The sequence below is a fragment of the Streptomyces sp. NPDC029122 genome (genome assembly GCF_055569445.1).
Genome location: NZ_JBVHWK010000005.1, coordinates 199,937 through 215,054 on the forward strand (window position 1 = coordinate 199,937; position 15,118 = coordinate 215,054).

Annotated in this window: 11 protein-coding genes; 2 read left to right on the forward strand and 9 right to left on the reverse strand. The window is 72.8% G+C overall.

Features of this window, described 5'->3' with window-relative positions; all coding sequences use genetic code 11:
* The first annotated feature begins 140 nt into the window (after window positions 1-140).
* Window positions 141-686, forward strand: coding sequence for a GrpB family protein (locus tag ACZ4WZ_RS09055; RefSeq protein WP_467887099.1), 546 nt, complete (start codon window positions 141-143; stop codon window positions 684-686).
* Window positions 687-864: 178 nt separating this feature from the next.
* On the opposite strand, the gene ACZ4WZ_RS09060 is transcribed toward ACZ4WZ_RS09055, so the two are convergent.
* The 8 genes from ACZ4WZ_RS09060 to ACZ4WZ_RS09095 all read right to left on the reverse strand — a co-directional run bounded on the left by ACZ4WZ_RS09060 (window position 865) and on the right by ACZ4WZ_RS09095 (window position 12,267).
* On the reverse strand, window positions 865-1,839 hold the full coding sequence (locus ACZ4WZ_RS09060) for an alpha/beta hydrolase (RefSeq protein ID WP_467887102.1): 975 nt from the start codon (window positions 1,837-1,839) through the stop codon (window positions 865-867).
* 468 nt (window positions 1,840-2,307) lie between these two features.
* The gene (locus tag ACZ4WZ_RS09065; protein ID WP_467887105.1) at window positions 2,308-5,253 is read right to left on the reverse strand and encodes a right-handed parallel beta-helix repeat-containing protein; all 2,946 of its coding nucleotides are present in this window, start codon (window positions 5,251-5,253) and stop codon (window positions 2,308-2,310) included.
* An 87-nt stretch (window positions 5,254-5,340) separates the two neighbouring features.
* Window positions 5,341-6,357, reverse strand: a complete 1,017-nt coding sequence (locus ACZ4WZ_RS09070) for a TIGR03842 family LLM class F420-dependent oxidoreductase (protein WP_467887108.1) — start codon at window positions 6,355-6,357, stop codon at window positions 5,341-5,343.
* Window positions 6,358-6,415: 58 nt separating this feature from the next.
* A complete protein-coding gene (hydA, locus tag ACZ4WZ_RS09075; RefSeq protein ID WP_467887111.1) occupies window positions 6,416-7,816 on the reverse strand; it encodes a dihydropyrimidinase in 1,401 nt (466 codons plus the stop codon).
* Between the two features lie 10 nt (window positions 7,817-7,826).
* Window positions 7,827-9,122, reverse strand: a complete 1,296-nt coding sequence (locus tag ACZ4WZ_RS09080) for an aspartate aminotransferase family protein (RefSeq protein WP_467887114.1) — start codon at window positions 9,120-9,122, stop codon at window positions 7,827-7,829.
* Window positions 9,119-9,961: a nitrilase-related carbon-nitrogen hydrolase gene (locus ACZ4WZ_RS09085; protein ID WP_467887117.1), complete on the reverse strand. Its 843-nt coding sequence runs from the start codon at window positions 9,959-9,961 to the stop codon at window positions 9,119-9,121. The genes ACZ4WZ_RS09080 and ACZ4WZ_RS09085 overlap by 4 nt, the downstream gene beginning before the upstream one ends.
* Before the next feature lie 167 nt (window positions 9,962-10,128).
* Entirely contained in the window at window positions 10,129-11,691 is a 1,563-nt protein-coding gene (locus ACZ4WZ_RS09090) for a hypothetical protein (protein ID WP_467887120.1), read from the reverse strand.
* Window positions 11,692-12,015: 324 nt separating this feature from the next.
* Window positions 12,016-12,267: a helix-turn-helix domain-containing protein gene (locus tag ACZ4WZ_RS09095; protein WP_361603255.1), complete on the reverse strand. Its 252-nt coding sequence runs from the start codon at window positions 12,265-12,267 to the stop codon at window positions 12,016-12,018.
* Window positions 12,268-12,331: 64 nt separating this feature from the next.
* Here ACZ4WZ_RS09095 and map point away from each other — a divergent pair, with 64 nt between their 5' ends.
* Window positions 12,332-13,099 (forward strand): type I methionyl aminopeptidase, encoded by a 768-nt coding sequence (map, locus tag ACZ4WZ_RS09100; RefSeq protein WP_467887123.1) that lies wholly within the window; start codon window positions 12,332-12,334, stop codon window positions 13,097-13,099.
* 63 nt (window positions 13,100-13,162) lie between these two features.
* On the opposite strand, the gene ggt is transcribed toward map, so the two are convergent.
* Window positions 13,163-14,962, reverse strand: coding sequence for a gamma-glutamyltransferase (gene ggt / locus ACZ4WZ_RS09105; RefSeq protein ID WP_467887126.1), 1,800 nt, complete (start codon window positions 14,960-14,962; stop codon window positions 13,163-13,165).
* Between the last annotated feature and the right edge of the window lie 156 nt (window positions 14,963-15,118).

The window sequence follows — 15,118 nt, forward strand, 5'->3', positions numbered from 1 at the left end:
GCCGCCCTCCACCCCCCCCCCCCCCCCCCCCCCCCCCCCCCCCCCCCCCACCCCACCCCCCCCCCCCCCCCCCCCCCCCCCCCCCCCCGCCCCGACGCTCCCGTGTCACGGCTGCAGCGAGCCTTGGAACACTCCTCGGTATGGGAGATCCAGTCGAGATCACGCCTTACGACCCCGCTTGGCCGGCCATGTTCGCCCAGTGGGGCGTGGGCCTACGTGCAGCCCTCGGTGATACTGCGGTCCGTATCGACCACATCGGGTCCACCTCGGTGCCTGGGCTGGCAGCCAAGCCGGTGATCGACATCCAGATCTCAGTCACATCGCTGGAGCCGGCCGAAGAGTTCCTGGGCCCGCTCACCGGCATGGGCTGCGTGTACCGGGCGGACAACCCCGAACGGACCAAGCGGTACTTCCGGGAACCGCCGGGCCAGCACCGCACGCACGTGCACGTGCGACAGCTGGGCACCTTCTCCCAGCAGTTCCCCCTCCTGTTTCGCGACTACCTCCGCTGCCACACGTCTGCCGCGACCGAGTACGCAGCAGCCAAACGGCGCTGCGCGGCCCACTTCCGTCACGACCGGCCCGGCTACGTCCAAGCGAAAGACGACTTCGTATGGGACATCATCCGACGCGCTGACGCATGGGCCCAGCACACCGGTTGGATCGCCGGTCCCAGTGACGCCTGAACTTCCCGTCACGGGACGTCCTTTGGCCGCCCGTGGCCGCGGGCCCGGGTGCTCCCGTTGGCGCGGCCGTGGTGGCTGTAGTCGTAGCCGCCCACTGGGTTCATGGGCGAACCCCGCGTCAGCGTCCTGGAGCTCGACCCCGCGCTCAAGGCGCTGACGACGGGCAGCTGAGGACGGGTCAGTCGTGCGCAGGACCCTCCAGGTTCTGGGTGAGCCACTGCAGGGTGTGCGGGATCATCTTCTTGAAGTCCGAGGTGAGGTGCTTGCCGCCGGGCTGCTCGTAGTACTCGATGGACACCGGCTGGGCCGCCTTGACCATCCACCTCTTGACGACGCCCTTCTCGTAGGCGTCGGCACCGCCGGCCGTGACCAGCATCTTCACGTCGGCCTTGCCCTGGGTGACCAGCTGGTCGGGGCTGTTGGCCGCCTTCTCCGCGTCGTGTCCCTGCCACAGGCGCGAGTCCGGGATGAAGTAGCCGTCGATCGGCACCGCGGCCTTGTAGACGTCCGGGTACTGCAGAGCGAGCTTGGCGCTGCAGAACCCTCCGGTGGAGGCGCCCATGACGCCCCAGCTGTCGCGGCCCTTCAGGGTACGGAAGTTGGCGCGGACCCAGTCCGGGATGTCTTGGGTCATCCAGGTCGCCATCTTGGGCTGGCCGGGGATGTCCGAACAGTCCAGCGCCTTCTTCTCGTCGCCGCTGAAGTTCTGCACCGGCATGACCATGATGAAGGGATGGGCCTTGCCCTCCTTGGCCAGCCGCACGTCCTCCTCCTGGATCGGCAGCTCGCTGCCGGCCCAGGTGTTGTAGCCGTTGCTCTGACCGCCCGCGTACAGGGTCAGCACCGGAAAGCCGGTCTTGACGTATTTCGGGTCGTGGTACTCGGGAGGGAGCCAGACCCACACCTGGCCGGTCACACCGGACTTCGGGCCGACCAGTCTGGTCGTCATGATCGGGCCGACGGCGGTGTCCCGGGCCTTGGTCATGGCGGCGGCCGGACCGGCCGGCATCTGCACCTTCCCGGCCGCAGAGGGGGAAGGGACCGCGGCGGTCGGGCCGGTCGCCGCCGCCGAGCTGTTCGTCCCCTTCTCACCCTTGGTGCTCTGGCAGCCCGCGAGCGCGACGGCCAGGGCCACGGCGGTGGCGCCGGTCACGACGGCACGGGAACGGGAACGCTGTCCAAACACGGCGAGAACTCTCCAGAGCGCTGGGCGAAACGCCCTGTACGGAAGCGCACCTGCAGCAGCCTTGCGACAGGGCACGCGATGGGCGGGTTGCGCCGCCGTGGAATCCTAACCTGGTCTATCCGGGTTATCGGACAACCCTCAGGTCAGCTGCCGCGACGGCCCGCACGCCTGCGCAGACGCGGGATCAAGGCAACGATTCCGGGTCCTGCGGACCGAGCCCGCAACCGGCTCGGGCGCGGCTCACGCGGCGGCCGTCCGCCGAAGTTGGACAGGGACGACTAACAAGCAGCGGCACGCGGTCGAGTGCGGGGTCAACCGCCTCAAGCGCCACCGGGCCGTCGCCACCAGGTACGACGAACTCACGGTCCGATACGAGTGACAGTGCTGGTCGCGGCCATAAGTGAGGGGCTGTGAACAGCACTTTCACAACGCACCCTACCGGGCGGCATCCTCCGGCAGGAGGACGCGCAGATCTTCCAGGGTCGCTTCGCGGCCGGTCCGTTCGAGGGCGGCGATGCGGCGGGCGTGGGCGCTCTTGACCTCGTCGAAGAGCTTTCTGACCTCGCGGGCGTTGCCTTGGGCGAACCTCTCCGGGTCGGCGGCGATCTGGGCGCGGAGCGCCTGGAGAGTGGCGTCCGGAGTTTCGAAGCCGGAACGCTCCGCGTGGCGGGCCAGGATGGTGAGCAGTTCTTCAGGGCTGTAGGCGGGGAAGCTCACGGTGGCCGAGAACCGGGAGGCCAAGCCGGGGTTGACGTCGAGGAAGGCCGCCATCTCGTCGGTGTAGCCGGCGGCGATCACGACCACCTCGTCCCGGTGGTCCTCCATCAGCTTCACCAGGGTGTCGATCGCCTCCTGCCCGAAATCGTGTCCCGTTCCGCCCGGGCGGGCCAGGGTGTAGGCCTCGTCGATGAACAGGACGCCGCCGCGGGCGCGTTCGAACTGCTCGGCGGTCTGGAGGGCGGTGCTCCCGACGAACCGGCCGACCAGGTCGCTGCGGGACACCTCGACCACCTGGCCGCGGGCCAGGACGCCGAGGGCGGCGAGCAGGGAGCCGTACAGGCGGGCGACCGTGGTCTTGCCGGTGCCGGGCGGGCCGGAGAAGATCAGGTGGCTCGGCATCGGGTCGGCGGGAAGGCCTGCCTCGCGGCGTCGCCGGGTGGTGATGATCAGGTCGGTCAGGTCGCGGATCTCCGCCTTGATCGCCTCCAGCCCGACCATGGCCGAGAGCTCGCCGAGGATCGTGTCCAGCTGCCCGGAATCCCTGGCCTCCGCGAACCGTGCGCCCAGTCCGCGGTCGACGACGCCGTCCAGGTCCTCGGGCAAGAACAGGACCAGTTCCCCGGGTGAGGGGGTGTCCTCGCGGTCGGCCAGCCTGAGTGCCTGCTGTTCGAGGGCGGCCTCGAAGATCCGCCGGGCCTCCCGTCCGTTGCCGAAGGTCTCGGTGCGCCGGGCCTGCCGGAAGTGGGCCGCCAGCGCCGCCCGGGTCGGCTCGGCGAGCTGGAAGCCGTACTGCCCGGCCAGTCCCTCGAAGATGCCGACCAGCTCGTCCGGGCTGTAGTCCTCGAACTCGATGGTCCGGGAGATCCGCGACTGCAGGCCCGGGTTGGCGGACAGGAATTCGCGCATCTCGGCCGAGTAGCCCGCGAAGACCACGACCACCTCCTCCCGGTGGTCCTCCAGCAGCTTGACCAGCGTGTCGATCGCCTCCTGGCCGAAGTCGGTTCCGGTGCCGAACCGGCGGGAGAGGGTGTAGGCCTCGTCGATGAACAGCACGCCGCCACGGGCCCTGTTGAAGACCGCGGTGGTCATCGCGGTCGTCTCGCCCAGGTGCGACCCGACCAGGTCGGCGCGGGAGACCTCGGTGAAATGGCCGCCGGCGACCACGCCCAGCGCGGCCAGCAGCCGGCCGTAGACGCGCGCGACGGTGGTCTTGCCGGTACCCGGGGAACCGGAGAACACCATGTGCCGGCCGATCACCGGCCCTTCGGGCAACCCCGCCGCCCGGCGCTGCTCGGCGACCCGCAGGAACTTGACCAGCTTGCGGATCTCGTCCTTGACCTCCCGCAGCCCGACCATGGCGTTCAGCTCGGCGAGGAGGCCGTCCACCGCCTCGGCCGTCACGGGCGTCTCCGCCCCGGCGGGCTCGGTCCGTGCAGGCGCCGCAGACGACGGAACCGAGGCCTGCTCCGACCCGGCCGGCCCCACGGGCGGGACGCCCAGGCGGTCTTCGGCCTTGTTGCCCTCCGCCACCAGTTCCCGGATCTCGACATGCGAGGCCTGTGCGGTGACGATCCCCGGGCCGTCCGTGTCGGTGACCTTGCAGCCCTGCAGCACCACCCGCGCCCCGGCGTCGACGCCGATGCCGACCCGGCCGTTGCGTGCCACCAGGGCTCCGTGCATGACCAGGGAGCCGTCGGCCGTGACACCCACTCCGATGTCGGACTCCGAGACCGTTCCCCTGACCAGGGTCGTCCTGCCCCCGTCTCCGGCCAGGATCCCGTACGAGCCGGCCCCCACGACTTCGCAGTCGGTGAGGGTGGCCGTCGACCGCTCGTCCGCCAAGGCCCCGTTGCGTTTGGCGTCCCTGACGGTCATCCGGGAGGCGGTCAGGTTGCCGGAGGTCGTGCACCAGACGCCGTCGGCCGCCGACTCCGCGACGAGGAGGCCCTGGACATCGGCCTGCCCGCTGTCGCGCACCACCAGACCACACTGGGTCGAACGGTGGATCTCGCTGGCACGGATGGTGGCCTGCGCATGCTCCCGCACCAGGATCCCCGCCTGTCCGGTCTCCTCGATCCGGCACTGTTCGATCAGTGCGTTGACCCCCGAGGCCACGAGGATGCCGTGATCCGCGGCCCCTTGCACCCGGGTGTTGCGGACGCTGACCCGGCTGCCGTCCCGCAGAGCGATACCGCAGAGGGCGGAGCCGATCACCGAGCTCTCCTCGATCAGGCCGGCGGCATCGGAGTAGACGACGGCTCCCTCACGTACGGTGCTGCGCTGCAGGAAGAGCTCGGCCCCGCCCCAGGCGCTTACGGCGGTGCCGGACTTGGCGAGGAGCTCACAGTCCTCCACCACCGCCGTACCGCCCACCGCGTTCAGCGCCCGTCCCGTCTCGTGCCAGTTGCGCAGGACCAGGCCCCGCAGCGTCATGTGGCCTTCCGCCTGGAAGTTGTACGCGGCGGCCCCGTCGATGACGACCGATCCGCGTCCGCCGAGCGCGTTGACGGCGACCGTGCCCCAGCAGCGGAGCGGCTCGGTCCGGTAGTGGCCCGGCGCGACGTCGATCAGGACCGGTCCGGCCGGCACGTGCGCCGCGAGCGCATCGGCGATCGTACGCAGACCCCTCGGGTCCGTCTGCGAAACCAGCAACCTGTACATGACCACCCCGTTGACCGCGACGACCCGCGCTCCTGATCGTATGTCAGGAGGCGGGCGACGAAACGGCCGGTCCGGTGCAGCGGGTCGTCACCCGGCGAGTGCCGGAATGATCTGCGCTCCGTAGGCGTCGATCACGGCCTCCCGCGCGTCGTGCATGTCGTAGACCGCGAACTGGGTGACCCCCAGATCGCGCAGCACCTTCAGCTTCTCGACGTGGGCTTCGGCCGGCCCGATGAGGCAGAACCGGTCGACCACCTCGTCCGGCACGAACGCCGTGTCGGGATTGCCGGCGCGGCCGTGGTGGCTGTAGTCGTAGCCCTGGCGGGCCTTGATGTACTCGGTGAGGGCGTCCGGGACCATGCCCGAGTGCTCGCCGTAGCGGGAGACCAGGTCGGCGACGTGGTTGCCGACCATGCCGCCGAACCAGCGGCACTGGTCCCGGGCATGGGCCAGGGCCTGGGGCGAGTCGTCGGCCGTGACGTACGCGGGGGCGGCCACGCAGATGGTGATCGCGTCCGGGTCGCGGCCGGCCTTGGCCGCGGCGGCGCGGACCGCCTTGATCATCCACTCCGTGAGGAAGGGGTCGGCGAGCTGGAGGATGAACCCGTCCGCCTTCTCCCCCGCCAGTGCGAGTGCCTTCGGCCCGTACGCGGCCATCCAGACGGGGAGTTCGCCGTCCTTGATCCACGGGATGCGGACCGGGTTGCCGTCGACGAGCGCTTCGCGGCCCTCGGCGAGGTCGCGGATGACGTCGATGGCCTCGCCGAGGCGGGCCAGGGTGTTGGGGGCGCGCCCGGCGACGCGCATCGCGGAGTCGCCGCGGCCGATGCCGCAGACGGTGCGGTTGCCGTACATGTCGTTGAGGGTGGCGAAGGTGGAGGCGGTGACCTCCCAGGTGCGGGTGCCCGGGTTGGTGACCATGGGGCCGATGTGGAGCTTCTGGGTGTTGGCGAGGATCTGGCTGTAGATCACGAACGGTTCCTGCCAGAGCACGGCCGAGTCGAAGGTCCAGCCGTAGCGGAAGCCGTTGCGCTCCGCGCGCTTCATCAGGCTGACGACCTGGGAGGCCGGCGGGTCGGTCTGCAGGACGAGGCCGAAGTCCATAGGCGGGCTGCTCCTTGCTGGGGAGTGCGGGTGCCGGGGCGGACTGCCCCGGCACCCCCTAGAGGTACTGGCAGGTGGAGCGGTGGACGAAGACTCCGTGGCCGGCCCGTCCGGTGAACTCGCGGCGGTCGATGACCAGTTCACCGCGGGAGAGGACGGTGTCGACGCGTCCGGTGATCCGCTTGCCCTCGTACGCCGAGTAGTCCACGTTCATGTGGTGCGTCTCGGCGGAGATGACCTGCTCGGCGTGCGGATCGTAGAGGACGATGTCGGCGTCGGAGCCCGGCGCGATGGTGCCCTTCTGCGGGTAGAGGCCGAACATCCGGGCCGGGGTCGCGCACGCGATCTCGATCCAGCGGCGGCGGCTGATGTGCCCGTCCAGGACCGCCTGGTGCAGGAGGTCCATGCGGTTCTCCACCCCCGGCAGCCCGTTCGGGATCTTCGAGAAGTCGCCCCGGCCCAGTTCCTTCTGGCCGCGGAAGCAGAAGGGGCAGTGGTCGGTGGAGACCACCTGGAGGTCGTTGGTGCGCAGGCCGCGCCAGAGCGCCGCCTGGTGCTCGCGCGGCCTCAGCGGGGTGGAGCAGACGTACTTGGCGCCCTGGAAGTCGGGCTCGGCGAGGTTGTCGGTGGACAGGAACAGGTACTGCGGGCAGGTCTCGCCGAAGACCGGCAGGCCCTTGTCCCGGGCCGCGGCCAGCTCCGCGACCGCCTCCTCCGCCGAGACGTGGACCACGTAGAGCGGGGCTCCGGCGACGCGGGCGAGCTGGATGGCGCGGTGGGTGGCCTCGGCCTCCAGGAGCACCTTGCGGACCTCGCCGTGGTGGCGGGGGTCGGTCTCCCCGCGCGCCAGGGCCTGTTCGATGAGCACGTCGATCGCGATGCCGTTCTCGGCGTGCATCATGATCAGCCCGCCGTTGGCGGAAGCCCGCTGCATGGCCCGCAGGATCTGCCCGTCATCCGAGTAGAAGACCCCCGGATACGCCATGAACAGTTTGAACGAACTCACGCCTTCCTCGACGAGTCCGTCCATCTCCTTGAGCGTGTGCTCGTTCACGTCCGACACGATCATGTGGAACGCGTAGTCGACCGCGCATTTCCCGTCGGCCTTCTCGTACCAGGTGTCGAGCCCCTCGCGCAGCGAGCGGCCCACGCTCTGCACGGCGAAGTCGACGATGGTGGTGGTGCCTCCCCAGGCGGCGGCGCGGGTGCCGGTCTCGAAGGTGTCCGAGGCCGCGGTGCCGCCGAAGGGCAGTTCCATGTGGGTGTGGGCGTCGACCCCGCCGGGGATGACGTACTTCCCGCTCGCGTCGATCGTACGGTCGGCCGTCCAGGCCTCGGCTGCCGCCGAGCCGTGCGCGGCGAGGGCCGCCACCCGGCCGTCCTCGATCAGGACGTCCGCGTGGAGCTCGTCGGCGGCGGTGACGACCAGGCCGCCGCTGATCAGCGTACGGATGCTCATGTGCGTCCCCCTACTGGATGCTGCGCAGCGCCTGTTCGAGGATCCCGGCGCCCTCTTCCGCCTCGGCGACGGTGAGGGAGAGCGGCGGCGCGACGCGCAGCACGCTGGTGTTGTGGCCGCCGCCCTTGCCGAGGAGCAGCCCGCCCGCGCGGGCGGCCTCCAGGACGGCGGCGGCGGCCTGCGGGTCGGCCTGGTCGGTGCCGGGCCGGGTGAGTTCCACTCCGGCCATCAGGCCCCGGCCGCGGACCTCCCGTACGGCGGGCACGTGGGCGGCGATGGCGCGCAGCCGCTCCAGGAGCAGGCCGCCGACGCGGCGGGCGTTGCCCTGGAGGTCGTGGTCCAGGAGGTACGCCAGGTTGGCGAGTCCGGCGGCCATGGTGACGGGGGAGCCGCCGAAGGTGGAGATGGAGCTGGAGTCGAGGCAGTTCATCACCTCGGCCCGCGCCACCACTCCGCCGATGGACATGCCGTTGCCGATGCCCTTGGCGAAGGTGAGGATGTCGGGCGGGCCGTTCTGGGCGTGGGCCTGCCAGCCCCAGAAGTGGTCGCCGGTGCGGCCCCAGCCGGTCTGCACCTCGTCGCTGATCCACAGGATGCCGTGCCGGTCGAGGACCTCGCGGAAGGCTCCGTAGAGCCCGTCGGGCGGGGAGGTGAACCCGCCGACGCCCTGGATCGGCTCGGCGATCAGCGCGGCCACTCCCCCGCGCGCCTGGCCGAGTACGTCTTCCAGGTCGGCGACGGCGGCTGCGGTGAAGGCGCTGTCGTCGAGGCCGGCGAAGGGGCCGCGGGTGCGGACCGCGCCGTGGACGTAGTAGGTCTGGAGCGGCGAGAGGCTGGTCGGGGACCAGCCCCGGTTGCCGGTGATGGAGACGGTGGAGAAGGACCTGCCGTGGTAGCTGTTGCGCATCGCCAGGATCTGGTTGGAGCGGCGGTACGTGGTGGCGAGCAGCAGGGCGGTGTCGTTGGCCTCGGTGCCGGAGGTGGTGAAGAAGACCCGGGCTTCGGGGATGCCGGACAGGGCGGCGACCCGTTCGGCCAGCTCGATCATGGGCCGGTTGAGGTACAGGGTGGAGGAGTGGATGATCCGCCCGACCTGTTCGGCGACGGCCTTGGTGACCTCGGGCAGGGCGTGGGCGGTCATCGTGGTGAGGATGCCGCCGAAGAAGTCGAGGTAGCGGTTGCCGTCCGCGTCCCAGACGTGGCGGCCCTCGCCGTGCGTGAGCTCGATGGGGCGGTCGTAGTAGAGCGCGAGCCAGTCGGGCAGGACGGTGCGGTGGCGGCTGTGCAGCGGGATGGGGTTGGTCACGGCTGTACGAGTCCTCCGTAGGCGTCGGGTCGGCGGTCGCGGTAGAAGGCCCACTGGTCGCGGACCTCCTTGATCAGGTCGAAGTCCAGGTCGCGGACGAGGAGTTCCTCCTCCTTGTCGCTGGCGACCTCGCCGACGAACTGGCCGCGCGGGTCGACGAAGTAGCTGGTTCCGTAGAAGTCGTTGTCCCCGTACTCCTCCTGGCCGACGCGGTTGATGGCGGCGATGAAGTACTCGTTGGCGACGGCGGAGGCGGGCTGCTCCAGCTGCCACAGGTAGGCCGACAGGCCGCGGGAGGTGGCGGACGGGTTGTAGACCAGCTGGGCGCCGCCGAGTCCGAGTTGGCGCCAGCCCTCGGGGAAGTGGCGGTCGTAGCAGATGTAGACGCCGACCTTGCCGACGGCGGTGTCGAAGACGGGCCAGCCGAGGTTGCCGGGGCGGAAGTAGTACTTCTCCCAGAAGCCCTTGACCTGGGGGATGTGGTGCTTGCGGTACTTGCCGAGGTAGCTTCCGTCCGCGTCGATGACGGCGGCGGTGTTGTAGTAGAACCCCTCGCTCTCCAGCTCGAAGACCGGGACGACGATCACCATTCCGGTCTCGCGGGCCAGGTCCTGCATCCGGCGGACGGTGGGGCCGTCGGGGACGGGCTCGGCCCAGCGGTAGTGCTCGGGCTCCTGGACCTGGCAGAAGTAGGGGGCGTTGAACACCTCCTGGAAACCGATGATCCGAGCACCCTGGGCGGCCGCCCGGCGGGCGTGCGCCTCGTGCTTGGCGATCATCGACTCGGTGTCTCCGGTCCAGGTGGCCTGGACGAGTGCGGCGCGGACGACTTGGGCCATGAGCTGCTCCTCGCGACGGGAACGCCGGCTTCTACGCACGTAGACGGTGTCCGTAGGGAGTCGAAGGTAGGCCTCGTCACAGCCTGGGGCAAGACCACCTTGCGCGGTTGGAGTAGTCGATCACGTTACGACGCCACGCGGTCGTTTGCGGTCAGCGGACGGGCGGTTCAGGGCACCGCGATTCCCGCCACCCGCAGGGCGTGCGCCAGATCGCGGTGCCGGGTCCCGGACAGGGCGCGGGCCGCGCGCAGCAGCCGGGGGGCGAACCAGTGCGGGTCCCGGCGGGCCAGGCCGGCCGCCTCCTCCGCGGTCCGCAGCCGGACGAAGGCACCGAGCAGGGCTTGGGCCTCGCGGTCCCGGCCGGCCGTGCCGAGGGCGAGGGCCGCCTCGGCCACCTCGGCGGCCGGGCGGGCCACGCCCTGGCGCAGCAGGCCGTCGCAGTCGGCTTCCCGGCCCGCCTCGCCGAGGGCGGCCGCTGCGGCGGCGAGCCGGTCGGGCGGGAGCGAGGCCGCCTCCCACAGCAGGGTGGCCCAGTCGGCGGCCAGGCCCGCGCGGCCCAGTTCGGCGGCGAGGGCGGGGAGTTCGGCCGCGGGCCAGGCCGCGGCCTCGCACAGCAGGGCGTGGGCCTCGCCGCCGCGGCCCTGGGCGCGCAGCGCGAGCAGCTCGGCGGTGAACCCGCCGCGCGGGCCGGGCACCGGGGCTCCGGCCGGGGTGTCCCGTACGGAGGGCGCGTCGGGGCCGGGGCCGGCGGGGGCCGGGTCGGGGTGCCCGGCGCGGGTGGCGCCGGCCGCGGCCGGTGCGGCCCCCGGCGCCGGGGCGGCGGCGCCGCGTCCCGGCGGGGTCCGGTCGGCGGCCGGGCGGATGTAGCGGGCGCCGCGCGGGGCCGGAACGGGGAGGTCCGGGACGGCCGCCGCCGGGGCCGGCTCCCCGGGCGCGGGCACCGCCTCCGACGGCGCGCCCGCGTACCGCGCTCCCCCGGCGCGCCGGGCGCCGCGCAGCCACCGGCCCTCCCGCTGCGGCAGCACGGCCGGCAGCGGTCCGGGCGGCGACGGCTGCGGCTCAGGCAACGGCGGCTGCGGCTGCGGCTCGGGCAACGGCGGCTGCGGCTCTGGCCGCGCCGGCTGCGGCCCCGACTGCGGCGGCAGGGCGCCCGACCGCGAAGACTCCGGCTCCGGCCGCGGCGAGGGCGCCCCCGGCTGTGACAGTTGCGACTCCGGCCCCGACCGCGAAGACCGCGCCGGCAGGGCCGCCAGCCGGGCCGCCAGGTCCGCGTGCCGCGCGGCCGCGCGGGCCGCGTCGTCCCGGGCCCAGGCCAGCTCCCGGTCGAGGGCGGCCGCCTCCGCCGGGTCCCCGGCGCCGGCGCGCCGGGCGGTCAGGCCGCGCAGCGCCTCCTCCAGGGCGGCCCGCTGCGCCACGGCCGCGTCGAGCAGGGTCCGCAACTCATCGGCCCCGCCCGGCATCGCGTCCCAGGCGGCGACGGCCGCCGCCCGCAGCGCGGCCGCGTACACGGCCTCGCCCGACGCGCTGCCCGCCTCCCCCGGCAGGTCGCCGAGCAGCGATTCCAGTACGTCCCACGGCGGCACCGCCACCCCGTCGAGGCAGGCGCGCATCCCTTCCGGGTCCCGCCGCAGGAATTCCCCGTACCAGCCGGCTCCGGGATCCAGCCTCTGCGTCAAGCTCCGCAGGTAGTCCGTGAGTTGCCCGATCACCAGCGCAGTCGGCGTCTCCATGCACGCATTGCATCCCACCCGCGTTACGGGCGGGCTACGGAAATCTCAAACCTTGACGGCGAAGGCGCGTCCACGGCGCTCCCGCCGGCTGTGAGGAAGCCGCCGTGCGGGGCCGGGGGCAGGGCGCCGGTCCGCCCTCCGGGGTTGGAGCACGCGGCGGCCAGCAGGCCGGCCGCGAGGAGGGCGCCGAGGAGTGCGAGCCCGAGGCGTTTCGTTGCGTTCATGACTGACACGCCTGCACCACTGCCCCCGGCCCCGCCCCTTCCACCGCCCATTGGGCCGTCCGGCCTCCGGACACGCCCCGTGAGGGGCCCGGCCGGTCCGTCAGGCGGGCACGAGCGCGCAGCGCCGTACGACCTCGTCCAGGGAGAGCCCGAGCACCCCGGCCAGGGCGGCGACCGTGAAGAAGGCGGGAGTGGGCGCCCGGCCGGTCTCGATCTTGCGGAGGGTCTCGGCGGAGAGCCCCGCGCCGGCCGCGACCTCGACCATGCTGCGGCCTGCGCGTGCTTCGCGCAGCAGCGCGCCCAGGCGCTCACCGCGCTCGCGCTCTTCGGGTGTCAGGGGAGTACGGACCATGGCCCCATCCTACCCCGGAGCCCAATAACTATCCCGGTAAACTTATACCGGTATAGTTATTGGCATGGTTCAACTCAAGACGGATCGAGCGATCGACGAGATGCGCGCCGCCGGCCGGGTGGTCGCCCACGCCCTGGCGGCCGTGCGCGAGACGGCCCGGGTCGGGGTGCCGCTGCTGGAGCTGGACGCGGTGGCCCGCACGGTCCTGCGCGAGGCCCGCGCCACCTCCCCCTTCCTCGGCTACCGGCCGCACTTCGCGCCGGTGCCCTTCCCCGGGGTGGTGTGCGCCTCGGTCAACGACGCGATCGTCCACGGGATCCCCGACGGCTACCGGCTGCGCGACGGTGACCTGGTCAGCATCGACTGCGGCGCCCGGCTGCGCGGCTGGGTCGGGGACGCCGCCGTCAGCTTCACCGTCGGCCGCCCCCGCCCCGCCGACCTGCGCCTCGTCGAGACCGCCGAACGGGCCCTGGCGGCCGGCATCGCCGCCGCCGTGCCCGGCAACCGGATCGGCGACATCGCCCACGCCATCGGCACCGTCTGCCGCTCCGCCGGCTACGGCATCCCCGAGGGCTTCGGCGGCCACGGCGTGGGCCGCAGCATGCACGAGGACCCGGGCGTCCCCAACGAGGGACCGCCGGGGCAGGGCATGAAGCTGCGCCCCGGTATGGTCATCGCGATCGAGCCGATGCTGATCGCGGGCGGCACGGACGACTACACCTGCGACCCCGACGGCTGGACCCTGCGCACCACCGACGGCTCGCGCGCCGCCCATGCCGAACACACGGTCGCCATCACCGCCGCCGGCCCGAGGATCCTCACGGCTCTGTAGCCCGCTCAGGACACCCCGGCCGGAGCGGCGGGAACGGCCGGGCCGGCCGGGGCGGCCCGAGTGCTACGGCTCGCCGTGCGGGCGCACCACCATCGCCGAGCCGCCGCCCCGGCGGCTCGTCTCGGCCGCCGCCAGCCAGCGGCCGTCCGGCAGCCGCTGTACGCCGGTGGCGGCGCCGATCTCCGGGTTCTGCCGGAAGGCCTGCCCCAGGGCCTCCAGTTCGGTGCGCAGCGGGCTGTTCCACAGGCCCGGCTCCAGCTCGGTGGTGGTCTGGTTGCGCTGGCTGGCGCGCGGGGCCGCGATCGCGTCCACCAGGGGCAGGCCCCGGTCCAGGTGGCCGGTCAGGGTCTGCAGCACGGTGGTGATGATCGTGGCGCCGCCCGGGGAGCCGACCGCGAGGAGCGGACGGCCGTGCTCCAGGACGATGGTCGGGGACATGGAGGAGCGCGGGCGCTTGCCCGGCCCCGGCAGGTTCGGGTCGGGGACCCCGGGGGCCGCCGGGGCGAAGGAGAAGTCGGTCAGCTCGTTGTTGAGCAGGAAACCCCGCCCCGGGACGGTGATGGCGCTGCCGCCGGTCGACTCGATGGTCAGGGTGTAGGAGACCACGTTGCCCCAGCGGTCGGCGACCGTCAGGTGGGTGGTGTTCTCCCCCTCGTAGGTGGTCGGGGCGGCCTCGCCCGTGGTGGCGCACGGGACGGGATTGCGGGGGTCGCCGGGGGCCAGCGGGCTGGTCAGCGTCCGGTCGGGCCTGATGAGGCAGGCGCGCGAGTCCGCGTACCGCTGCGAGAGCAGCTCGCGCGTGGGGACGGGCCCGGCGGCCGGGTCGCCGACCCAGCGGCCCCGGTCGGCGAAGGCGATCCGGGACGCCTCGATGTACCGGTGCAGGTACTGCGCCGGGGACAGCTTCGACAGGTCGGTGCGCTCCAGGATGTTCAGCGCCTCCCCGACGGTGGTGCCGCCGGAGGAGGAGGGAGCCATGCTGTAGACGTCCAGGCCCCGGTAGGAGACCTGGGTGGGGGCCTGCCGCTTGGTCTCGTACGCGCGCAGGTCGGCGGTGGTCAGGTCGCCGGGGCGGACGTTGCGGGTGGCGGCCGGGTCGACGGGGGGCGTGCGGACGGTGTTGACGATGTCCTGGGCGATCGGGCCCCGGTAGAGCGCGCCGGTGCCCTTGCGGGCGAGTTCGGCGTAGGTGGCGGCGAGGTCCGGGTTCTTGAAGGTGGAACCGACGACGGGCAGCTGCCCGCCGGGCAGGAACAGCTCGCGGGTGGCGGGGAAGTCCTTGAAGCGGTCCTGGTTGGCCTCGGTCTGGGCGCGGAAGGTGCTGTCGACCTCGAAGCCGTCGCGGGCCAGTTTCTCCGCGGGGCGCAGGAGCTGGGCGAGCGGGCGGCTGCCCCAGGCGTCGAGGGCGCTCTTCCAGGTGGCGGGGGTGCCGGGGACGCCGACCGAGCGGCCGCTGGTCTGGCCCTCGGCGAAGGGGATGGGGACGCCGTTCTCCTGGAACAGAGTCTCGGTGGCCGTGGCCGGAGCGGTCTCGCGGCCGTCGATGGTGTGCACCCGGCGCGAGGAGGCGTCGTAGTAGACGAAGTAGCCGCCCCCGCCGATCCCGGCGGAGTACGGTTCGGTGACTCCGAGCGCGGCGGCGGTGGCGATCGCCGCGTCCACGGCATTGCCCCCGGCGCGCAGCACGGCGATGCCGGCGGCGGAGGCGTCGGCGTCGACGCTGGCGACGGCCCCGCCGTACCCGGCGGCGACGGGCACCTTGGGCGGGACGGAGACCTGCTGGGGCGGGGCGGCGGCCCCGGTGGAGACGAGCGCCCCGGCGAGGGCAGCGAACGCTAACTGACGTGCGGCGGAAGCGCGCATCCGGTTCCTCCAGTCGACGGCCGGTCAGACCCGGGCCCCGGGGGGGGGGGGGGGGGGGGGGGGGGGGGGGGGGGGGGGGGGGGGGGGGGGGGGGGGGGGGGGGGGGGGGGGGTGGGGTACTAACCCAGAGACGAGACAAGGGGGGGGGGGATGGCA